The 21,410-nt window shown below is 70.6% G+C and carries 14 protein-coding genes; 5 read left to right on the forward strand and 9 right to left on the reverse strand.

Going from position 1 to position 21,410, the window contains the following annotated elements:
* Window positions 1-34 precede the first annotated feature (34 nt).
* From coaE to G6O69_RS30035, 3 genes are all read left to right on the forward strand, one after another.
* Entirely contained in the window at window positions 35-1,399 is a 1,365-nt protein-coding gene (gene coaE / locus G6O69_RS30025) for a dephospho-CoA kinase (RefSeq protein WP_172306903.1), read from the forward strand.
* A complete protein-coding gene (locus G6O69_RS30030; protein ID WP_172306904.1) occupies window positions 1,396-2,538 on the forward strand; it encodes a CoA transferase in 1,143 nt (380 codons plus the stop codon). The genes coaE and G6O69_RS30030 overlap by 4 nt, the downstream gene beginning before the upstream one ends.
* A gap of 66 nt (window positions 2,539-2,604) precedes the next feature.
* Entirely contained in the window at window positions 2,605-4,689 is a 2,085-nt protein-coding gene (locus tag G6O69_RS30035; RefSeq protein ID WP_172306905.1) for a flagellar biosynthesis protein P, read from the forward strand.
* Window positions 4,690-4,761: 72 nt separating this feature from the next.
* Here the strand turns inward: G6O69_RS30035 and dnaK are convergent, their stop codons facing one another.
* The 5 genes from dnaK to G6O69_RS30060 all read right to left on the reverse strand — a co-directional run bounded on the left by dnaK (window position 4,762) and on the right by G6O69_RS30060 (window position 12,423).
* Window positions 4,762-6,591 (reverse strand): molecular chaperone DnaK, encoded by a 1,830-nt coding sequence (dnaK, locus tag G6O69_RS30040; RefSeq protein ID WP_172306906.1) that lies wholly within the window; start codon window positions 6,589-6,591, stop codon window positions 4,762-4,764.
* 33 nt (window positions 6,592-6,624) lie between these two features.
* Window positions 6,625-8,247, reverse strand: a complete 1,623-nt coding sequence (locus tag G6O69_RS30045) for a hypothetical protein (RefSeq protein ID WP_172306907.1) — start codon at window positions 8,245-8,247, stop codon at window positions 6,625-6,627.
* Window positions 8,248-8,308: 61 nt separating this feature from the next.
* Entirely contained in the window at window positions 8,309-9,238 is a 930-nt protein-coding gene (locus G6O69_RS30050; protein WP_172306908.1) for a tyrosine recombinase XerC, read from the reverse strand.
* Window positions 9,239-9,333: 95 nt separating this feature from the next.
* A complete protein-coding gene (locus G6O69_RS30055; RefSeq protein WP_172306909.1) occupies window positions 9,334-10,242 on the reverse strand; it encodes an NAD(P)-dependent oxidoreductase in 909 nt (302 codons plus the stop codon).
* Between the two features lie 21 nt (window positions 10,243-10,263).
* Complete coding sequence (locus G6O69_RS30060) at window positions 10,264-12,423, reverse strand: amino acid permease (protein ID WP_172306910.1); 2,160 nt, start codon at window positions 12,421-12,423, stop codon at window positions 10,264-10,266.
* A 46-nt stretch (window positions 12,424-12,469) separates the two neighbouring features.
* Between G6O69_RS30060 and G6O69_RS30065 the strand changes: the two genes are divergently transcribed.
* Both G6O69_RS30065 and G6O69_RS30070 read left to right on the forward strand, forming a co-directional pair.
* Entirely contained in the window at window positions 12,470-13,603 is a 1,134-nt protein-coding gene (locus tag G6O69_RS30065) for a hypothetical protein (RefSeq protein WP_172306911.1), read from the forward strand.
* Complete coding sequence (locus tag G6O69_RS30070) at window positions 13,519-16,134, forward strand: hypothetical protein (RefSeq protein WP_172306912.1); 2,616 nt, start codon at window positions 13,519-13,521, stop codon at window positions 16,132-16,134. Before G6O69_RS30065 ends, G6O69_RS30070 begins: the two co-directional genes overlap by 85 nt.
* 201 nt (window positions 16,135-16,335) lie before the next feature.
* On the opposite strand, the gene G6O69_RS30075 is transcribed toward G6O69_RS30070, so the two are convergent.
* From G6O69_RS30075 to G6O69_RS30090, 4 genes are read right to left on the reverse strand one after another with little or no spacing between them, the layout of a single operon-like run.
* The gene (locus G6O69_RS30075) at window positions 16,336-17,736 is read right to left on the reverse strand and encodes a DUF4340 domain-containing protein (RefSeq protein WP_172306913.1); all 1,401 of its coding nucleotides are present in this window, start codon (window positions 17,734-17,736) and stop codon (window positions 16,336-16,338) included.
* Window positions 17,737-17,741: 5 nt separating this feature from the next.
* Window positions 17,742-19,739, reverse strand: a complete 1,998-nt coding sequence (locus tag G6O69_RS30080; RefSeq protein ID WP_176397168.1) for a Gldg family protein — start codon at window positions 19,737-19,739, stop codon at window positions 17,742-17,744.
* The gene (locus G6O69_RS30085) at window positions 19,739-20,602 is read right to left on the reverse strand and encodes an ABC-2 transporter permease (protein WP_172306915.1); all 864 of its coding nucleotides are present in this window, start codon (window positions 20,600-20,602) and stop codon (window positions 19,739-19,741) included. The genes G6O69_RS30080 and G6O69_RS30085 overlap by 1 nt, the downstream gene beginning before the upstream one ends.
* A complete protein-coding gene (locus G6O69_RS30090; RefSeq protein WP_172306916.1) occupies window positions 20,602-21,387 on the reverse strand; it encodes an ABC transporter ATP-binding protein in 786 nt (261 codons plus the stop codon). Before G6O69_RS30090 ends, G6O69_RS30085 begins: the two co-directional genes overlap by 1 nt.
* Window positions 21,388-21,410 lie beyond the last annotated feature (23 nt).

Consider the following 21,410-nt stretch of genomic DNA (forward strand, 5'->3'; position numbering starts at 1 on the left):
GCCAGCGCGGCCGGCTCTGCTACCCTCGCAGGCGATGGAGGTCTACGGACTCACCGGCGGGATCGGCAGCGGCAAGTCGACGGTCGCCGCCATGCTCGAGGAATACGGCATCCCCGTGGTCTCTGCCGACGAGCTCTCGCGCATGGTCGTGGCCCCGGGCAGCGAGGGCCTCGCCGACGTCGTCGAGGCCTTTGGTCCCACGGTCCTCGATGATCGCGGCGAGCTCGATCGCAAGCGCATGGGCAAGATCGTGTTCAACGCGCCGGATCGCCGCCGCCAGCTCGAGGCGATCTTGCACCCGCGGATCCGCGAGCGCTACGAGCAGGTCCTCGACGCCCTCGAGAAGGCCGGCCACCCCGTGATGATCTACGAGGTCCCGCTGCTGTTCGAAAAGAAGCTCGAGCAGCAAGACGAGATGACCGCCGTCATCCTGGTCACGGCCTCGGCCGACACCCGCATCGCCCGGGTCAAGGCCCGCGACACGCTGACCACCGACGACGTGCTCGCGCGCATGCGCGTGCAGATGCCCGAAGAAGAGAAGCGCCAGCGGGCCAACTACATCATCCACAACGACGGCAACATCGACGACCTCCGCCGCGAGGTCGAGATGCTGATCTCTCGTTTCTTGCGCCTGCCGACGCGCTCGACCATCAGCGCGCGGCCCGAGCCCTCGCTCGAGGAGATCGAGGAGCTCTCCCAGGCCGAGCTCGACACCCTCGCGCCCGACGAAGACGAGGGCGCGGGCACGGGCGCGGCTGCGGCCAACACCCGCGAGGCCTTCGAGAACTCGCCGACGGACCGGATCCCCCGGCCCGACCTCGAGGTGGAGATCCGCCCGCCCGGCGACGCGCCGAGCGAGGGCGAGGGCAAAGAGCAGCTCGAGGTCGACCTCGTCCCCGGCTCGGGAGGGACGGCCGCCGCAGCGAGGCGCGCCCAGCCGCCAGCCCAGACACCGGCCCAGACGCCCACCGCTCCCTCCACGGCCGCGCCCCCCACGGCCGCGCCCCCCACGGCCACCTCGACGCCCCCGGTCACCTCGGCTCCCCCCGTGACCAGCGCAGGAACTGGCGGCGCGGACCCATCGGGCGCTCGCGCTGCGCCGCCGCCGACCTTCGCGGCCCCGCCCCCGCCCGAGGCAGGCCCGACTCCCCAGCCACCCGCGCCCCCGATCACGGCGAGCCCGGCTCCGTCGGCCATGGCCGCCGCGCCTCCGCCTCCGGCCGCGCCGACCCCCGCCCAGGCCCCCGTGCCACCGCCTCCGGCCAAGGCCGGCGCGCTCCCGCCTCCCCCCGCCGGGCGGCCCAAGCCCGCCTCGGATCCGGCCCAGCGCGCCACCAACATCCCCCAGCTGACGGTCCCTCCCCGCGACCCCAAGGGCCCTGGCCAGGATCCTCAATGAGCGCGGCGCCGCCCCCCCTCGAGGGCGTGTTGGTCATCGACTGCTCGCGCATGGTCCCCGGGGCCGTGCTCGCCCGTGGGCTCATCGATCTCGGGGCCCGGCTGATCAAGGTCGAGGCCCCGCGAGGCGGGGATCCTCTGCGCGCCGCCCCGCCCCTCATGGGGGGCACGGGCGCGGGCTTTTGCGCCCACTATCGCGGCGCACAGTCCCTGCGCCTCGACCTGCGCGAGGCCGCCGACATGGCCAAGCTGCGCACCCTCCTGCGCCGCGCCGACGTCTTCATCGAGAGCTTTCGATCCGGCACCCTCGCCCGCTGGGGCCTCGACCTCGACGCCGTCGAGGACGAAAACCCCAGGCTGATCACCTGCTCGCTCCCCGGCATCGCCGAGGGTGACGATCGCGTCGCCCACGACCTCAACCTCACCGGGCTCACGGGCCTGCTCGACCTGCTCCCGGGTCAGCGCCTGCACCTCGGCGATGGACACGAGATCCCCCGGGTGCTCGTCGCCGACGTCACCACCGGGCTGCTCGCCTGCACCTCGGTGCTCGCCGCCATCCTCGGCCGCGCGAACACGGGCGGCCGCGGGCGGCGGGTCAGCCAGTCCCTGGCCAGCGGTCCCCTGCCCCTGCTCACCTGGCCGTGGGCCGACGCGGCCGCCGGCGGAGGTGGGCTGCTGCGCGAGACCGCCCTGTCCGGCCGCGCGCCCTGCTACCGCTGCTACCGCTGCGGCGACGGCAAGCTGCTCAGCGTCGGCTGCCTCGAGCCCAAGTTCTGGATCGGCTTTTGTCAGGCCATCGAGCTGCCCGAGCTCGCCGTGTCCGGCCTCGATCTCGACGCCCGCGGCCAGGCCACCGCCGCCGCCGTCAGCGAGCGCCTCGCCAGCCGACCACGCGACGAGTGGCTCACCCACTTCGCCGCGGCCAACCTGCCAGTGGCCCCGGTCCACGAGCTCGACGAGGCCCGCGCGGATCCCCTGCTCGCTACGGCCGGCCTGCTCGAGCACACCCCCATGCCCGACGGCGGCAGCCTGCAGCTCCCCGGCCCGGCGACCCAGGGGATCGGGCGCACGCCCGATCGCCCCGCCCCCGCGCTCGGAGAGCACGACGTGCTGATCGCGTGCGAATTCGGCCTCGGCTGAGCGCGGCCACCAAGCGCGCCCGTGGCTTTGCGTGAAGGCCGGGCGCCGCTTCGAACATAGGGATGCATGACCCCCGCGCGCCGACGCATCACCTTCCAACTGGGCCTGCTCGCCGCCATCGCCGTGGGCGTCACCTCGAGCGCGCCCAGCCGAGCCGGCGATGACTGCCCCCAAGAGGGCGAGTGCACCTTCAAAAAGCCGCTGGTGCTCTTCGTGGTCGAGTACTCCACGGCCATGAATCAGACCTGGGACGCGCTCGAGCAGCAGACCCGCTGGGACGCGCTCGTCTCGACCCTCCAGACCCTCACCCAGCCGGGCGGCTTCGTCGAACAAAACACCTACATGGGGCTGCTCCGCTACGGCCACGACCCCGATCCCGACGCGCCCGGGACGACGATCCCCGGCGACGACAGCGGGCTCGTCGACGGCCTCGCCCTCGACCTCGAGTGGGATGACGAGGCGCTGGTGTGGCGCGACTGCGCGCCTTTGAGCGCGCACCTCTCCTCGCTCGCGCCGCCGCTGATGGGCGCGAGCGAGGGCATCGGCAGCTGGACCCTGGGCGCCCTCGAGCGCGCCGCCCTCGAGTTCGCTCAGACCGCGGCCGACCACCCCGAGGACATGGGTACGCGCCAGGGCATGGCGATCGTGTTCACCCAGGGCGACTGGACCGGCCCCAATGGCGTCGACGCGCCGGCCGAGGCCGACCCCGTCGGCGGCGCGGCGGCGCTGCTGGACGCCGGCATCGCCACGCAGGTCATGGCCTTCCCAGGTGACGACGCGGCCAAGGCCGAAGCCGACGCCCTCGCCGCGGCGGGGGGCAGCGGCGTGGCCCTCGAGGGCGACTCCCCCGCGGCCCTCGAGCAGCCCATGGCCGAGTTCATCCTGGAGATCATCGACGCCGTCGAGGTCCCCGAGTGCGCGAGCTCGAAGCCGCGGATCATGGTCCTGCTCGACGCCTCGTCCTCGACCCTCAACGTCGGCGACGCGCCCGGGGCCATGGGCGAGACCAGCTGGGACATGGCCCGCGAGCTCCTCGCCGGCCCGCTCTTTACCTACCCCGCGGGCTTCGCCGAGATCGGCGACCTCAGCCTCATCGGGCTCTCGGTGTTCGGCGACGACCAGCCCGACCCCGGCGAGCAGCGCGTACTGATCCAGTATCGGCCCTGCACCCAAGACGCGATCGCCTGGGCCCTGGATCCGCTCTCCTCCTGCGAGCAGCCCGGCTGCGAGGACCCCTGGGGCGGGGCCCCGATCACCTGGACCTTCCAAGACGGCGCGCAGCAAGACCCCTGCCTCGAGCCCCAGACCCTCAGCCACATGCCGCGCTGTGAGGGCGAGGGCCCCTGCGCTGGCTCGGGCGCCTTCGTCCACCTCGGCCTCGAGCGCATGGCCAGCAACCAGGCCGAGTATCACGCCCAGCAGCTGGGCGCCGCCGACAACCCGACCTCCGCGCAGACGACCTACGTCAACGTGCTGATCACCGATGGCGGCTACACCGGCTACTCGACGGACGCCCAGGTCCAGGCCGCCCTCGAGTCCATGGCCCAGGCGGGGATCGAGACCTACGTGCTCGGCCTGGGCGAGGCCCTCGACCAGCCCGAGGTCATCGCCCAGCTCGATCAGATGGCCGCCTGGGGATCCGGCGGCGCCGAGACACACTTCGAACTCGACACCCTCGAGGTCCTCCAGCAGCGCCTGGCCGCCAAGGTCGAGGCCGTCGAGTTCGACCCCTGCTGCGCCTTTTTGACCTGCGAGGAGGACCAGGCCTGCGATGGCGGCCTCGAGGAGGGCGACCCGGATCAGGGCGAGTCTGCCGAGAGCGAGTCCACCGACGACGAGTCCTCCGACGACGAGTCCTCCGAGAGCGATTCGACCGAGGGCGAGTCCAGCGAGTCCAGCGAGTCCAGCGAGTCCAGCGACCCCTACGACTCGACCGAAGACGGCCCTCCCCCCGACTCGACGGGCTCCGGCGACGAGATCGGCGACGACACCGGCGACGGCGAGGACACGTCGGGAGACGACCTCGGCGAGGACGGCTGCAGCTGCCGCAGCGCCGACCGCCGAGACGGCGGCCATCCCCTCGCCTGGCTCGCGCTGCTCCCCCTGCTCGGCTGGCGGCGCGCTCGCTCGAGTCGTCGCCGTCAGCAGTGAGGCGACGACCAGCGGCGACGCTGCCCTATCGGCGGTCGAGCACGCGCTGCCCTTCGCGGGCGCCCGCGTCGCTCAGGACAGGTTGGTCTTGGTGACCACGCCGCGGAACATGTTCAGCGTGCGCTCGAGGCTCTCGCCCACGTCCCCGAGGGCGCGCAGGTCGTTGCCCTTCATCTCGCGGTCGGCCCGCTCGAGCACCGCCTGGGCCTTGGCGATGGCGTCGCGGCCGAAGCTCGTCCCGCTCATGATGCCCTCGACCTGGGGGAAGAGCTCGCGGACCTCGCCGGCGAGGCCCTCGATGCGCTGGCGCTCGCGCTCGAACTCCTCGCTGGCTCGAACCTCGACCATATAGCCCTGGCTCTGCTCGACCAGACGCTGGAGCTCCTCCTCGGTCAGGCCCGAGGTCGCGGTCACGGTGATCGACTGCTCGCGTCCGGTGTCGAGATCCTGGGCGGCGACGGAGACGATGCCGTCGGCCGAGATCGAGAAGGTGACCTTGACCTCGACCTGGCCCTTGGGCGCCTTGCGCAGCCCCGAGAGGATGAACTCGCCGAGCAGCTCGTTTTGCTTGGCCTCCTCGCTCTCGCCCTGGAGCACGAGGATCTTCACCGAGGTCTGGTTATCGCGGACCGTGGTGAAGATGTGCGAGGCGCTGGTCGGGACCGTGGTGTTCTGGGCGATCAGCTCGTGGAAGGTCCCGCCGTGGACCATGATGCCCAGGCTGTGCGGGGTGACGTCGAGGAGCAGCAGCTCCGGGGTGTCCTCGGTCAGCGCGGCGGCCTGGATCGCCGCCCCGAGGCCCACGACCTCGTCGGGGTGCACGCCCTTGCAGGGCTCGCGCTCGAAGAACTCGGCGACCGAGCGCTGGACCAGGGGCATGCGGGTCATGCCGCCCACGAGCACGACGTCGTCGATCTCGCCGCGCTCGACCCCGGCCTCGGACAAGGTCCGCTCGCAGATCGAGACCGTGCGATCGACCAGGTCGCGGGTCAGATCCTCGAGCTGATCGCGGCTGAGGCTCTCTTGCAGGTGGTGGGTCTCGCCGCCCGCCGTGGTGTACAAAAAGGGCAGATCGATCAGCGTCTCGCGCACCGAGGACAGCTCGCAGCGGGCCTTCTCGGCGGCGTCGCGCAGGCGCTGGAGGCTCATGCGGTCGTCACGGACGTCGACGCCGCTGCGCTCCTGGAACACCTGGATCAGCCAGTTCATCACCCGGATGTCGAAGTCCTCGCCGCCCAGGAAGGTGTCGCCAGCCGTCGACACGACCTCGAACACGCCGTTGCCGATGTCGAGGATCGAGATGTCGAAGGTCCCGCCGCCGAGGTCGTAGACCGCGACCCGGCGCTCGAAGTCCTTGCCGAAGCCGTAGGCCAAGGCGGCCGCCGTGGGCTCGTTGATGATCCGGATGACCTCGAGGCCGGCGATCCGCCCGGCGTCCTTGGTGGCCTGGCGCTGGTTGTCGTTGAAGTAGGCCGGGACGGTGATCACGGCCTTCTCGACGCCGCTGCCGAGGTACTGCTCGGCGACCATCTTGAGCTCTTGGAGCACGAAGGCGCTGATCTCCGGCACCGAGTACACCTGCTCACGCAAGACGATGCGCACGTCCCCGTGGGGGCCCTCGACGATCGAGTAGGGGCAGGAGTCCTGGACCGTGCGCGTGGCCGGCGAGTCCCACTTGCGCCCGATCAGCCGCTTGGCGGCGTAGACGGTGTTGACCGAGTTGGTCACCGCCTGCCGCTTGGCGATGTGTCCGACCAGGCGCTTGCCGCTCTCGGACACGGCCACCATCGACGGCGTGGTCTTGTACCCGCCCTTGTTGGGGATCACCGTGGGCACGCCGTCTTCGACGATCGCCACGACAGAGTTCGAGGTCCCCAGGTCGATTCCGACGACGTTCTCCATGCTTTTGTTGCCGAGCTGAGCGGCTCGATCAGGCTAGGTCAGTTTGATGGCGTTGAGAAGGGTCCGCGTCTGGCTGCTCGGCGCGAGGGTGTGGGCCCGCTCGGCCTGCTCCTTGGCAGAGGCCAGCTGACCCGCAGACAAAAACGCCCGCGCGCAGGCCTGGTGCACGGCCGCCGCCTCGCCAGGAGAAAACACCAGCCCCCGCGCCCCGGCTTGCTGTAGGACTTCGAGTGCCATGATCGCCATGCCGCGGGCCCGATTCGGCTCGACTTCGCAGAGGGCGAGCATGGCCTCGGTCAGGTTGGCGAGGGAGGGATCGGCGTCGGCCGCCTCGGCCAGGGCACGAGCGGCCTCCCGCAGATGACCGGCCTTGCGAAGCTCCCGGCCGCGGGCGAGGCCAGTCTCGGCCCGCCGCTTCCGGGCCTCACTCAAGGTCTCGCGCCACCTCCGCTCATACTCCTCGTTCCCGGGATCGTGCTCGTGCGCCAGCCTAAACAGCGTTGCAGCCGTCCCGTAGCGTTCCCGAGCGAGCTCCTGCTCCGCCTGGCGGGCATAGTCCCGGCCTCGCATGCGCCGCTGCAAGAGCGCCTGATCGCGCAGCTGCTGGCGCCGACGCGCCTCTCGGGCGTCCCGGAGCTCCTGCGCCCTCTGCGCCTCGCGCTCCGCCTCGACCTGGGCTTCGGCCGCACGCCGGGCCTCCTCGCGCTCGATCGCCTCCTGCTCGACGCGGCGGCGGGCCAGGGCGTCGCGATCGATCGCCTCCTGCTCGGCGCGCTGCTGCTCCTGGTGCGCGTCGACCAGCGCCCGGCGGTGAGCCGCGTCCATCAAGAAGTCGTAGGACGCCCGCGCCCGCCGAAAGAGATCGTCGAGGACCTCGCGGAAGGAGCCGAGCTCCTTGCCGTAGAAATTGTCCGGGTGAAAGTCGCGGCTGACCACGTGGAAGGCCCGGCGCACGGCCTTCTCGTCGTCGACGGGCACCATGCCCAGCAGCTCGAAGTGACCGATCCGCCGCAGGTCGTCACGCACGGCGAGCAGGCGACGCTGGCGTTCGATGGCGATCGAGATCGCCGGCTGGAGCCGCGGATCCCCCTCGCCCACCGGAGAGACCCGCTCGAGGATCGGCTGGGCCTTCGCGGGCTCGGCCGCCTGGCGACGCGCCTCCTCGAGCTTGGACTTGGGCAGCCCGGCCTCCTCGGCCTCGGCGGAGGGCCGCGCGCTCGCCTTGGCCGACGCCTTGGCGTTGACCTTGTCCGTCTCCGTGACCCCGCCGCTGCGACGCAGCGCCCGCATCTGCGCCTCGAGCACGCTCCTCCGGCGCTCGCGCGCACGCGCGCGCAGCTCGTCGTCGGCCTCGGCGCTGGGCTGCGGGACGATCCGCGCCTCGACTCGGCCGTGACGCTTCCCGCTCTGCCCGCTCTGCTTGGCCGCCACGATCTCGACACACAGCGCGCCGAGCTCGATCAACCTGGCGATGGAGCGGTGGACGTCGCCCTCGGGCAGCCCGCTGGCGCTGACGACCTCCGAGAGCGTCGGCGGCTCCGATCCGGCGATGGCCTCGACCCGGCTGATCAGGAAGAACTCCTGGGGGGTCAGCGGGAGCGCGCGCAGATCCTGGCTGGCGTTGACGCTCAGGCGCGAGGTCGGCTCGAGAGCCATCCGGTCGATCTTAGCCGATCTCGCGTCTGCGAGGGGTGAGATCGGCTCGACGCCTCGCGCCTCACTCACCCCCATCCTCCTTGCCTGCGAGCGAAGCCCGCGGATGTGCTCGCTCGTAGAGTTCGAACAGCCGGCCCATGTCGAGGTGGGTATAGCGCTGCGTCGTCGACAAGCTCGCGTGTCCCAGCATGGACTGGATACTTCGCAGATCACAGCCGCTCTGGAGCAGGTGCGTGGCGAAGCTGTGCCGCAAACCGTGTGGCCCCACCCGAGCCCGGGCGCCGCTTTGCTGGCAGCGTCGGTAAACCACCTCACGGGCGCTGCGGCTGGCCAGTCGTCCGCCACGCGCCCCCAAAAATACGGCCGCGCCTGGGCTTCGCGGGGTCTCCAGATCGCTGCGTCGGTCCAGCCACGCGCGCAGCGCCTCGGCGCCCTGGCGACCCAGCGGGACGACGCGATCCTTGTTGCCCTTGCCCGCGCGCACCCGCAGCGTCAGCCGCTCCCCCTCCCAGCGCAGATCGTCGAGATCGAGGCCCACGGCCTCGGAGACCCGCAGCCCGGCGCCATAGAGCACCTCGAGCAGGGCGCGATCCCGCAGGCCGATGGCCCCTGGTCGCTGGGGGCCGTCGATCATCCCGCCCACGTCCTCGACCGGGAGGGCGACGGGGAGCTTGCGACCCAGCTTGGGCCGGCGGACCAGGGCGACCTCGTTGTCCTCGACCAGGCGCTCGCGGCGACAAAACTCGGCGAAGCTGCGCAGCGCCGAGAGCTTGCGACCCATGGTGCTCGGCGCTCGCTCGCCGTGGAGCTCGGCGAGGTGCGCCCGGACCTCGCGCACGCTCAGGTCTCGGGGCCGGGCCGGGCGCCCCCGGCGAGCCTCGACGGCGTCCAAGAAGGCCCCCACGTCGCGGGCGTAGGCCTTTTGCGTGTTGGCCGACAGCCGCCGCTCGCTGTCGAGGTGGACCAAAAAGCGGGCGAGGGCCTCACGCATCGCAGCGAGCATAGCCCCAAGCCCCCCTACCCGCCCAAAACATGGACGAGCGAGGGGCCCCCTGCCCTGCGATCAACGTTCGGGCCGCCCGCGACTCACTCGCGCAGCTCGAGGCCGGACCAGCGCTCGAGCAAGGTCGCCATCGCCAGGAAGTCCCGCGGCCCGAGGCCCTCGGCCACCGCCTGATCATAGAGCCCGCGCACCGTCGTCGCCGCCGCCAGCGGCACCCGCTGGGCCTCGGCCTGGGCCAGCGCCAGGTGCAGATCCTTGTGCATCAGGTCGAGACGAAAATGCGGATCGAAGTCACCCGCGAGCAGATAGGGCGTCTTGAAGCTGCCCACGCCGGTCTTCCCGGCGCTGTGCTCGAAGATCTCGGCGACCTTGGCCAGGGGGATGTCGAGCAGCTTGGCGAGGGTGTAGCCCTCGAGCACGCCCTGGAGGACCACCGCCTGGGTCATGTTCAGGCAGTACTTGGCGCGCTGCCCGTCGCCGATCTGGTCGCCGACGTGGACGGTGTGCTTGCCCATGGCCGTGAACAGCGGCGCGGCGCGATCGAGGTCGCTCTCGTCGCCGCCGACCATGAAGGTCAGCTGGCCACTCTCGGCCCCGAGCTTGCTGCCGGTGATCGGCGCGTCCAGGAAGCCCAGGCCCTCGTGCTCACAGGCCGCGGCGAGCTTGGCGGTGAGCTCGAGGCTGGTCGTCCCGCAGTCGATGACCAGGGCCCCAGGGCTCGTCCCCGCCAGCGCACCGGACTCGCCGAGCAGCACCTCCCAGGTCGCCTTGTCCCCGGACAGGCAGCAGATGATCACCGCGGCCCCGCGGGCGGCGAACACCGGCTCGTCGGCGATCTCGACCCCGCAGGCGTGGGCCAGATCCTCGGCTTTCTCGCGGGTGCGGTTGTAGACGACGACCTCGAAGCCGGCGCTGGCCAGGTTGCGGATCATCCCCGCGCCCATGGTCCCGGCCCCGAGGAAAGCGATGGTTCCGATCTCGTGCTCGCTCATGCTCGCTCGCGCGGGAGCATATCACTCACCGTAGAGCGGGATCGGGACCAAGGTGGAGCCCTCGAGGCGCTCGTTGAGGCCCGCGAAGCGCTCCGGGTCCACGCCGTAGGTCCCCACCACCACCATGTGGCCGGTGAAGTTGTGCTGGTCGTGGAAGGCCACCAGGCTGTCGAGGGCCGCGGTCAGGTTGTCGCTCTCCTCGCGGTCGACGGGCGGGACCACGGCCAGGTAGACGCGCAGCTCCTCGGGGGCCAGCTCGGTCAGCTGGGTGAAGATCCGCGTGGCGTCGGGGGCCAGCCCGGCCGGGCGGATCGACTGACGCGTGACCTCGTAGACGGTCTCGCTGGTCACCCGCTCGCTCATGTGAAACACGACCATCTGGCGGTAGGGGATCCCGGTGACCTTGGACTGCATGCGCGCCAGGGCGATGCCCTTTTCGATCAGCCGACCGATGCGCACCGAGCCGACGGCGACGACCACCGTGCGGTCCTCGGTCTCGATCGCCGTCGACTCCACGGTGTCGATCACCCGGCGGTAGTAGCTGTGGGCCGCGCGCAGCAGCGGGCGGTGGTTGTACATCAAGATCACCCCCGCGACCCCGAAGGCCACGATGGTCACGAGCGTGCGCAGCTCGCCGAGCTCACCGCTGTAGGAGCCGTACATGCTCAGCAGCGCGTAGCCGAGCACGACGAGCCCGAGCAGCGCCGCGAGCGGGACCTTGGTGCCGCCAAAGTTGAAGTTCAGCGGCGCGCGGTAGACCCGGCGGTCCTCCGACCGGAACTTGCGCAGCAAGATGAAGGCGATCACCCCCGAGAACATGACCAGGCCGAAGGTCACCCCGTACCAGCGCTCGAGCTTCGACAGGTCCCAGCTGCCCTCGATCGCCAGCAAGAAGATCGCGATCAGCATCATCCAGTGGATGCGCGAGAAGGCCCCGTGCTCGTTGGGGTCGAGGATCATCCGCGGCAGCAAGCTGTCGCGGGCCATGGTCTGCCACAGGCCGCGGGCGCCGGCGAAGCCCGTGTTGCACGCGCCGATCAGCATCAGCGCGGCGTTGGCCACGATCACGATCTTCCAGGCCCCGGCCAGGGTCTCGCTGCCGAACACGCCCAGGAAGCCCTGCTGACCGAGGACCGCCAGCAGGTAGCTCGCGCTGCCCGCGAGCTGCTCGGGCTCGAGGACCAAGAAGAGCAGCAGGCTCAAGGAGCCGCCGATGCCCAGGAGCAGCGAGAGCATCCAGCGGTAGATGCGGGCGATGTCGCGGCGCGGGTTGTCGAGCTCCTCGGGGATGTTCATCACCGACTCGACGCCGGAGGCGCCGAGGATCGAGACCCCGGCGCCGGCGAGGATCAGCGGGGCCCCGAAGGTGGCGAAGCCAGGCAGCGAGTGGATCTGGCCGTGGTGCTCGTGGGTGTCAGCCAGCCCCGGGCTGTCGGCGAGGGCCAGCTGGGCCCCGTCGATGAAGCGCGAGAAGTCGGCGCCGTTGACCACCAGCGAGAGCAGGCAGACCAAGATGGTGATGCCCATGACCACCAAGTTGATCAGGAAGATGGTCTTGCTGACCTTGACGCTCTCCTTGAGCCCCTGGTTGTTGAGGATGAAGAGCATCACCAGCGGCGGCAGCATGATCACCGCCCCCGTGCTCATCACCGAGCTGAGCATCGCCGAGATCCCCGCCGTGGCCAGGACCGCGACGCTGACCGGGCGCCACTGACGGGGCATCACCCACACGCCAAAGCCGATCGAGGGGATCACCGACAGCCCGATCGCCGCCAGCGTCGCCCCGCTGTGCATCTCTGCGACCAGCGAGTAGACGTAGTCCGAGTAGGCCAACAAGCTGACGATCGCCGTGGCCACGTAGGAGAAGCTGATCACGATGCCGACGAGGGCGGCCACGAGGATCGCCACGCGCCCGAGGTGACCCAGGGAGTAGCGGGTCATCACGTAGGTCCCGCCGTTGCTCAAGGTCAGCAGCACCGCCTCGACATAGAGGGGCGCCAGCAGGAAGAGCAGCAGGTACAGGCCGATCTGAAACAGCGGGGTGGCGTAGCCGACCCCCGCAGCAATCAACGCGCCAGAGCTGTAGTAGGGCGAGGTCAGCGGGTCGGGGCCGACCAGGAAGAGACCTTCCTTCCAGCTCAGCCGCTGCTCGTGGTGCTCTTCCGCGCTCGCCTCGGCCATCTTGGGCGCTGTATGCACGAGGGGGGAAAAAGCTGCAAGCGGTCCAATGCGGGCTCGGAGCACCGAGCTCGAGCAGCTCCACCGAGATCTCGAGGGCCTCGGTCACCGCGTCGTGCTCGCCGACGCCGGCGCGTGGATCCGCGACGACGCGCCGATCACCCACCAGGACATCCTGCTCGCCCTGGTCCTCTCCCTCTACCCGGAGGGCAAGCCCACCGAGTTCTCGGGCTGGATCACCGAGTACGCCAAGCAGGTGCGCGAGTTCCTCGTCAGCGAGGTCTCCGTCGAGGGCGTGAGCGCGACTACCGTGGGCAACGTCGGGGTCGAGGCCGCGCTGACGACCAACAACACCTTGTTCCAACTGGCCGCCCGCCGCCTCGGCGAGCTCCGCGACCTACGCGAGAAGGTGTTTCGTCTGCTCGAGCAGGCCGCGCTCGCGGCCGACCACGCAGACGAGCCGCTGGTCATCATCCTCGATGGCATCGAGAAGCGCGCCACCGGTGACCTCTCTGGCTCGGAGGAGCGCGAGAAGTACCGCAACCACTGGTTCGGCGCGTTTTTGACCCACGCCGCCGACCTGCGCCCGCCGGTCCACGTCGTCTACACCGTGCCGCCCTTCATGATCCGCCGCGCCGCCGAGCTCGGCGCCCAGTTTGGCCACGAGCTGCTCTTTCTCCCGATGGTCCGGGTGTTTGAGCGCAGCGACGACGATCAGGGCCGCCCCCTGCTCCACCGCCCGGGCGTCGCGGCGATGTGCGCGGCCCTGCGCAAGCGCGTCCCCGCCGAGCACTTCGACGACCCCGGCATCCCCGCCTGGCTCGCCGTGCACAGCGGCGGCTACATGCGCGATCTCCTGCGTCTGGTCATCGACTGCATCTACCGCGTGCCCAAGGGCGGCAAGATCACCCGCGCGATCGCGGATCAGGCCATCGTCCAGGTCCGCCAGACCTACCTCGAGGGCCTCGACCTCAGCGACGAGAGCCTGCTCGCCCAGGTCCACCGTGACCGCGACTTCCCCAAGGAGCGCAGCAACCTCGCGCGCATGGACGCGCTGATGCAGGGCCACCTGATGCTGCGCTACCACAACTCGCACTTTTGGTACGACGCGCACCCCCTGCTCTGGGATCGCCTGGGCGTGGTCATGCCCCCCTGGGAGCAGATCGCGGAGGTCTGCTCCTGAGCGCGGGCGAGCAGGCGCGCGCGCGCTGGCTCGCCCGCGAGCGCAACACCGAGGAGTGGGCGCGGCTGTGGGCGGCCGTCGAGCTCGCCGAGGGCTTCACCTTCTTCGCGGTTCAGGTCCGCGACGCGCTCGCGGGCGAGCTGCTCGGCGCGCTGCTCGACGAGCGCGGCCGCGAGGAAGCGCTGCACGTCGAGCACCTCGCCCTCGAGCCCGACACCAGCATCGCCAGCCTGCTCGATCGCCTGCCCGCGGCCCCCTGCCCGCGGGTCTTCTTCCTCACCGCCGCGGCCGATGGCGACGCCCTCGGCGAGCGCTTCTTGCTGCTCAATCAAAAGCGCGAGGTCATCTCCAGCCTGGCCGACGCGCCCTTCGTGCTCGCCATGCACCCGCTGGCGTGGGCAAGCTTTCGCCGCCACGCGCCCGACTTTTGGAGCATCCACCAGGCGGTGTTCCGCTTCGCGGCCGCGGGCATGGGCGCGGACACAGGCACTGCCAGCGCGCTCGATCCCGACCCGCGTCGCAGTCGGTCGCCCTCCCCCGCCCGCAGCCCAACCACTGCGCCCACCCGCGGCCCAACCACTGCGCCCACCCGCGGCGGCCAGATCCGTCCCCGCGCCGAAGACCAAGCGCCTCCGCACATGGTCGCCCGCGCGAGGGGGGAGGCAGCGCGATCGGGCCCCAGCTGGCGGCTCGACGACTCCGCGCTCACCACCGATCCACGCCCCTTCTTTGGCCGCGAGGCCGAGCTGCGCCTGCTCGTGGCGAGCCTGCGCGATCCCGGGGCGCGGATCCTGATCACCGGCCCCCACGGCATCGGCAAGACCCGCTTGATCCGCACCGCGCTGCCGCGGATCGCGGACCGCTACCCTGGCGGAGTGTGGCGGATCCCCCTGGAGGGTGGCGATCGAGATCCAGACCAGCGCGCGCGCAGCTTGCTGCGCCAGCTGCTCATCCAGCTCTCGCCGGGGACCACCCCGCCGACCGCCCTCGAAGCGCTGCGCCAGCTCTTCGTCGCCACCAGTGAGGGCTCGCGCGCGCTCTTCATCGTCGAGGACGTCGATGACGGGGCGCTGCTCCCCTGGCTCATTCCTGGCAGTGGCGCCTCCTTCGTGGCGACCAGCCGCGAGCGCGGCGCCCTCGATCTCAGCCGCTTCGACGAGCACATCGACCTCGGCGCCCTCTCCCCGGCCGCGGCGGGGGAGCTGCTCTCGCTGGATCGCCCGCTGACCGCGGCCGACCAGCGCCGCCTGGCCAATCAGGTCGAGGGCGTCCCCCTGAGCCTGCGCCTGGCCGCTCAGCTCGGCGAGACACAGCAGCTCAGCGCGGACCTCCCCCAGCTCGCCCGCGAGCTGCTCGCGCGGCTCCCCGACGACCCGCGCGCGCTGTGGCCCGCCCTCGCGCTCTTTCGCCGCGCGTTCACGGCCGAGGACGCCGCCGCGCTCACGGGCTGGCCGCCCCAGCGCTGCGCCGCAGCCTTGGCGCTGCTGCGAGCGCGCGCCCTGATCGACGCGAGCGCGAGCACGAGCGAGCGCTTTCGCAACCACGAGTCCCTGCGCGACCTGGCCCTCGCCATCCTCGACGCCCGGCCCGATGCAGACGCGCTCCGCCTCGCCCACCTGCGCCGGATCCTCGCCGATCCGAGCAGCCCAGCCGACCTCGACGCCGCGGCGCGCTGGCTCGAGCAGCGGCGGGACGCCGGCCTCGACGCTGGCCTCGACGCTGGCCTCGACACCGCCTGGACGCTCCTGCGCGAGGCCACGCCGCGCCTCGTCGCCACGGCCCCCGGGTCGGAGGCCCTCGTGCGCTTCGCCCTCGAGCGAGCGCAGCACCACGAAGACGCGGGCGTTCAGGCCGCGCTGCACCGCTGGCTGGGCGCCCGCGCTGCCAGCCGCGGCGAGACCCTCGCGGCTCAGCGACACCTCGACGCGGCGCTCACCGCCAGCGAGGCCGCCCATGGGCCCGAGCACCCGGAGGTCGTGCGAGCGCTGCTCCAGCGGGTCGATGTCCTCCCTGGATCGGACGACGCGCTCGACCTCGCCACGCAGGCCCTGCGCATCGCCGAGGCCCTGAACGCGCCCGAGCTGATCGCGGCGGCCTGCCTGCGCGTGGGGGCCCTCGACAACCGCCCCGAAGTCGGTCTGGCCCATACCGAGCGCGCCTTGCAGATCGCAGCCGACGCGGGCCTTCGCCATCTCGCCTACCTCGCCAGCCTCCAGCTGGGCGACCTCGACACCGACCGCAGGAAGGCCTCCGCCGCCTATCGGCGCGCCCTCGAGTTCGCAAAGAGCGATCGGGAGCGCGCCCAGGCCTACGAGCGACTGGGGCACGCGCGGCTCGACAGCGAGGACTACCGAGCCGCCAACAGCGCGCTCGAACACGCCCTCGCAGCCTATCGTGCGTGCCACGATCTTCATGGCCAGCTCTCGGCCATCGACAGCCTCGCAGCAGCGAGGGCATTGGAGGGAGACTTCTCCAGCGCCGCTCAATGGCGCGAACGGGCCGAGGCCCTACGCCAACAACTCGAGCATTGAGCTCTCCCGGTCCCTCGGGGCGCTTCAGCCTCGATGCCCTGCCGAGCCGTGCCGGCGCTTCACAGCCAAGCTCGAACTCGGCTTTCCTCGCCACATCGGTGGCCAGCGCTCGAGTGGCCTGCCGAGCGCCGGCGTCGAGCGCTCGCGAAGAAGGCCGACCCCATCGGGCCGGCCTCCTTCCTCACGCGTCGCGCACAGCGACTACTCGGGCTTCACGTCCCGCCAGAAGTCATCCGGCAGCTTGTGCAGCTGCGTGAAGCTCGAGTCGGGGATCACGTAGAACCACTTGTTGAAGCGCTCGGCCAGGGCCTCGGCCCGGTCTCGCCCGCGCAGCTCGCCCGCGACGGGGGCGTCCGCCGAGCCGAGATCGCGGCGCTCGTCGTAGCCCACGGACACGAACATGTAGCGGTTGGCTGCGCCCTTGTCCGCGGCCTCGCCCTCCCCTTCACCCTCGGCGTCGGTCTCGAGCTCGCCCTCGCCGCCGGCGGTCAGCACCTCGCCGCTGGCGTAGGTCACCTCGCCAAAGTAGAGCGTGTAGATGACGCCGTCGTCGGCGTACAGGGCGAGCTCGCCCTCGTTGCCGAACAGGCGCTGGTTGGGCGGCTCGCCGCCCACGAAGAAGCCCTTGCTGAGCAGGTCGATCGCGTTGAGGCGCTCGGGCTGCGGGCGAACGCCGACGATCTTCAGGCGATCGGCGGCCCCCAGGACCTGGGTGATCTTGCTGGGGTTGAGCTCCTTGCCCGCGGGGATCTCGGGGGGCTTGGGCAGCGGCGGCATCTCCTGGCCCTGCGCGGCCATCTGCTCGGCCAGGGCCTCGAGGTCGACGAGCTCGCCGTCGGGTCCGTAGATCGGCTGGGCCGTCAGCGTCCACTCGAAGGTGGGGTTGCCGTCGGCGCCCATGGCCCCGCTGTCGACGTGCTCGAAGTAGAGCGGGTTGTCGCCGGTGACCGTCCCGCTCTTCTCGTCGACGCTGTAGCTGTTGCTGCGCAGCGCGACGATCCCGTCCTGGTCGAGCTTGAGCAGGTCCTTCTCGATCCAGTCCGTGAACTGCGTCGAGATCTCGGGGGCGATCTTGGCGGCGTAGACCCGGTTTTGCCCGGGGTAGCGCACGAACTTGAAGCCCTGCTTGTCGGGCACGTCCTTGCCGATGATCACGTCGACCAGGACCGAGTCGCTCGCGTCCTTGATCGTGACCCGCTGGCCGCGCTCCTCGCCCTCGCCCTCGCTGCCCTCGGGATCGAGGACGCCGAACTCGGCGTGGTCCTTGGGATCATCGCTGCGCACGACGTCCTTCTTGGCGCCCAGGAAAGAGACCGCGGCCTTGCCCATGCGCTCGGTGCCGTCGGCCGGGTAGTCGTTGTGGCTGGGGATCACCCACAGCCCGTCCTGGAGCTTGACCGAGAAGCTGGTCACCTGGGCCTGCTCCTGGTCGTAGGCCTTGACCTCCAAGGAGGCCGCGGCGTTCGGGTCCTGGAACTCGGGGAAGAGCTCCTCGCCCGAGTCCTCGAAGGTCGGAGGCGGCATCACCTGGGGCCGCATGGCCACCGCCCCAGCGAGCGAAGCGCCCGCCAACACCACCATGATCAGGGTCGCGTTCCTCATCACGATCACGAATCCTTCCGCTTACGGCTCTCGGGGATGGTCGAGCTCTCGCGCCGACGCTTGCGCAGGAAGATCAGCATGCCGAGCAGGAGCGCCGGCAGCGGCGGCCAGAGGATCGCCGCGACGCGGATGCGATCGCGGACCTCGTCGACAGCGCGGGCGTGCTCGGCCTTGATGCGGTCGATCTGCTGGGCCTTCTCGCGCTCGATCTGCTCGGTCTGAGCCTGGAGGCGCCGGTTCTCGGCCTCCTCCGCCGAGCGGATCATGATCTGCTTGGTCGTCTCGTCGATGTCCGTCTTGGCGCGGATCGCCTCGACGGCGCGATCGAGGGCGGCCTGGGCCTCCTCGAGCTCCTCGTTGGCCGCCTCGGTGGCCTGCTCGAGCTGCGCCTGGCGCTCGTCGTTGGCCTTTTGGGTCATCTCGTCGACCTTGCTCAGGCGCCGGAACTCGGGCTGGCGCTTGCGCAGGTCGATGAAGCGATCGTCACCCAACAAGCTGTCGATGCAGTTGAGCAAGAAGGTGACGTTGTCGAAGCGCATGTCGATCAGGCCGTCACCGTCGAGGTCACCCCCGCGCTCGTGGAACTGGAAGAAGCTGTCCGCGAACATGTCGAGGTCGGCGAGCACGATCGCGTTGACCTCGCCGCCGCCGAGGGCCTGTCCGCGCACGCGCACGCCCAGGGCGATGTTCTCGAGGGCGTCCTCCGCGGCCATGCGCGTGGGCGTCGGCGGCACGCCGCGAAACTGCAGGCCGAAGAGGAAGTTGCTGTCGTCGACGAAGGCCCCGAAGGGGTCCCAGCCGCCCTTGCTGCCGGTCACCAGCAGACGCTCGACCTCGGTGGTCCCGCCGGACAGCGGGCGCAGGTCGCCGCCAAAGAGCGCGATGATCTGCGCGAGCCCGTCGATGGTCTCGTCGCGGCCGGCAAAGGTGTCCTTGCCGCCGCGCTCGCCGAGCACGATGATGCTGCGCGGCGCGTCGGAGAGCTGCTGCTCGGGGTTCTCGAGGTCGAAGGCGACGTGGTCGTCGGCCCAGTCGACGCCGATCGTCGCGAGCAGGCTGCGGTAGTCGCCCTTGGGGCTGGCCTGCTGCTGGCCGCCCATCATCCCGCCCTGGGAAGGCGGCGGGAGCATCGGCTGGCTCGGCGCGAGCTTGGGGTTGAAGAAGGGCAGCGGGTCCGCGACGATCAGCGCGGGCCGCCCCGCCAGGAGGTAGGCCTGGACGCTGTCGAGGGCCTCCTGGGTCAGGCTCGAGACCTGGGGCACGAAGAGCAGATCGACGTCGTCGGCGATCGGCGTGCCCGGGTTGAGGCTGCGGACCTCGTACTGCTTCTCGAGCTCGCCGACCACGCGCCAGCGGGGGATCCGCCGGCGGCTCTGGAGGTCGAAGTCGCCCATGATCTTGGTGTCGTCGCGGAGCACGCCGACGACCTTCTTCTTGGGCTGGATGACGACCTCGAGCGCGCGGACGATCTCGTACTCGACGGACAGGCCGCGGTCGAAGAAGGGCACGACCTCCTCGCGGGGACCGCTGGTGAAGGCCACGCCCATGAACACCGGCAGCGTGTCGACCTTGTCACCCTCGGTGCTGACCAACGGGCGCGGGACGATGCCGTAGGTGTCCATGGCCTCCTGGGCCTCGAGCGAGAAGGCGTCGGGCTCGTGGATCTGGACCGTGAGCCCAGGGCCGCCGCTGGCCTCCATCTCGCGCAGGAGGTTGAGCAGCCGGCTGCGCGTGGGCACGTAGGGCCGCGGGACCTCCTTGGACACGTAGGCGGTGACCACGACCGGCGGGATCTCCCGGGCCTCGGTCTCCCCCTCGGGGCCCTCGACCTCGGCCAGCGTCCCGATGCTGCGCAGCAGCTGCCGCGTCTCGGGGGTGACCTCGCTGAGTCCAGCCGAGGTCAGGTCGGTGCGCGCGTTGCTGCGCTGAGCCATGTAGGTGACGCTGGCGACCAGCACCACCAGGGCGAAGAAACGAACAAGTCGGTGAATACGAGGCGCCATCACCAATGCCTCCGTCCGAGCATGAAGGTGCACAGGTAGAGGACCACGCTCGAGATCCCCAGGAAGTAGACGACGTCGCCGAGGCGAACGACGCCCTCGCCGAAGCCGTAGGAGTGACTGTCGACGCCGAGCATCGCAAAGGCGTCTTCGAAGCCCGGCCAGGTGCCCGAGAGCCAGATGATCAGCGCGATCACGCCGCCGATCACCGCGACGTAACCGGCCCCTTCGGCGTTGCCTTGGATCGTGACCCAGACCAGGGTCAGCACGCTGGCCATCAGCACGCAGCCGACCAGGCCGCTGGCCCATGGCTCGGCGCCCGTGAACACCAGCGCCGCGCAGCCGATGGCCCCGAGGATGAAGGCCACCGTGGCGTTGGCGCTGAACAGCGAGGCCAGCAGCCCGAGGCTGACGAAGGCCGAGCCGACCAGCCAGTAGCCCAGGTAGGTCGAGAACATCAGGCCGATGTCGGGCTCACCCAGCCAGCCGAGCACGGCCACGTGGGCCAGCGAGAAGGCCAGGCCCACGGTGAACACCCCGAGCGCGCCCAGGTACTTGCCGAGCACGACCTCGACGTCGCGCACCGGCATGGTCATGAGCAGCTCGTCGGTGCCCCGGCGGCGCTCCTCGGCCCACACGTTCATGGTCACGGCGGGCACGAAGAGCATCAGGATCGCCGGCATGACCTTGTTGAGCAGGGCGAGGTCCGCGAGGTTGCGGGCGAAGAAGCCCTCCTGCAGGAACGCCCCCGCGCCGGTCGCGGCGATGAACAGGGTCAAGAACACGTAGCCGGCGGGCTTGCCCAGGTAGCTGGACAGCTCGCGCCTGGCGATGGCCGAGATCACCGCAAAGTCGATGGCACCCATCAGTTGGTCTCCTTGTCGTCGCCGTCGTCGCCGTCGTCGTCGAAGTCGACCCCGGCGAGCTCGTAGAAGCGGCGCTCGAGGTCGCCCTCCCCGCGCATCTGCTCGAGGCTGCCGTCGAACACGAGCTTGCCCTCGAAGATCATCAAGACCGCGTCGGCCACGGCCTCGACCTCCTGGAGGATGTGCGTCGACAGCAAGATCGTCTTTTGCTGGCCGAGCTCGCGGATCAGCTTGCGGACCTCGCGGATCTGCAGGGGATCCAGGCCCGAGGTCGGCTCGTCGAGGATCAGCACGTCGGGATCCGAGAGCAGCGCCTGGGCCATGCCCACGCGCTGACGAAAGCCCTTGGACAGCTTGCCGATCGGCTTGTGGAGCACCTCGCCAATTGCGCACTGCTCGACCACGCGATCGATGGCCTTGCGGACCTCGCCCAGCTTGCGGACCGCCGAGAAGAACTCCAGCAGCTCGTTGGGGGTCATGTCGAGGTAGAGCGGACCGCTCTCGGGCAGGTAGCCCAGGCGACGGGCCAGCTCGATGCGCGAGCCCTCGTCACCGGGGTCCTTGCCGAGCAGCTCGACCTCGCCCGAGGTCGGCGCGAGGTATCCGGTCAGCATCTTCATCGTGGTCGACTTCCCGGCGCCGTTTGGGCCCAAGAAGGCCGTCACGGAGCCCTTGCGGACCGAGAAGCTCAGGTTGTCGACCGCCACGAAGTCGCCGTAGACCTTCGATACGCCCTTCGCACGAATGGTCACCGGCGCTCCGGCAAAAGCAGGGGTTTCGCTCATGGTCAGATCTCTCGAGAAGGGAC

It is taken from the genome of Pseudenhygromyxa sp. WMMC2535 (assembly GCF_011083025.2).

Bases quoted from the DNA above. Each gene is read 5' to 3' on its own strand.
- coaE (WP_172306903.1), top strand. From the start codon at position 35: ATGGAGGTCTACGGACTCACCGGCGGGATCGGCAGCGGCAAGTCGACG.
- G6O69_RS30030 (WP_172306904.1), top strand. From the start codon at position 1,396: ATGAGCGCGGCGCCGCCCCCCCTCGAGGGCGTGTTGGTCATCGACTGC.
- G6O69_RS30035 (WP_172306905.1), top strand. From the start codon at position 2,605: ATGACCCCCGCGCGCCGACGCATCACCTTCCAACTGGGCCTGCTCGCC.
- dnaK (WP_172306906.1), bottom strand. From the start codon at position 6,591: ATGGAGAACGTCGTCGGAATCGACCTGGGGACCTCGAACTCTGTCGTG.
- G6O69_RS30045 (WP_172306907.1), bottom strand. From the start codon at position 8,247: ATGGCTCTCGAGCCGACCTCGCGCCTGAGCGTCAACGCCAGCCAGGAT.
- G6O69_RS30050 (WP_172306908.1), bottom strand. From the start codon at position 9,238: ATGCGTGAGGCCCTCGCCCGCTTTTTGGTCCACCTCGACAGCGAGCGG.
- G6O69_RS30055 (WP_172306909.1), bottom strand. From the start codon at position 10,242: ATGAGCGAGCACGAGATCGGAACCATCGCTTTCCTCGGGGCCGGGACC.
- G6O69_RS30060 (WP_172306910.1), bottom strand. From the start codon at position 12,423: ATGGCCGAGGCGAGCGCGGAAGAGCACCACGAGCAGCGGCTGAGCTGG.
- G6O69_RS30065 (WP_172306911.1), top strand. From the start codon at position 12,470: ATGCGGGCTCGGAGCACCGAGCTCGAGCAGCTCCACCGAGATCTCGAG.
- G6O69_RS30075 (WP_172306913.1), bottom strand. From the start codon at position 17,736: ATGAGGAACGCGACCCTGATCATGGTGGTGTTGGCGGGCGCTTCGCTC.
- G6O69_RS30080 (WP_176397168.1), bottom strand. From the start codon at position 19,739: ATGGCGCCTCGTATTCACCGACTTGTTCGTTTCTTCGCCCTGGTGGTG.
- G6O69_RS30085 (WP_172306915.1), bottom strand. From the start codon at position 20,602: ATGGGTGCCATCGACTTTGCGGTGATCTCGGCCATCGCCAGGCGCGAG.
- G6O69_RS30090 (WP_172306916.1), bottom strand. From the start codon at position 21,387: ATGAGCGAAACCCCTGCTTTTGCCGGAGCGCCGGTGACCATTCGTGCG.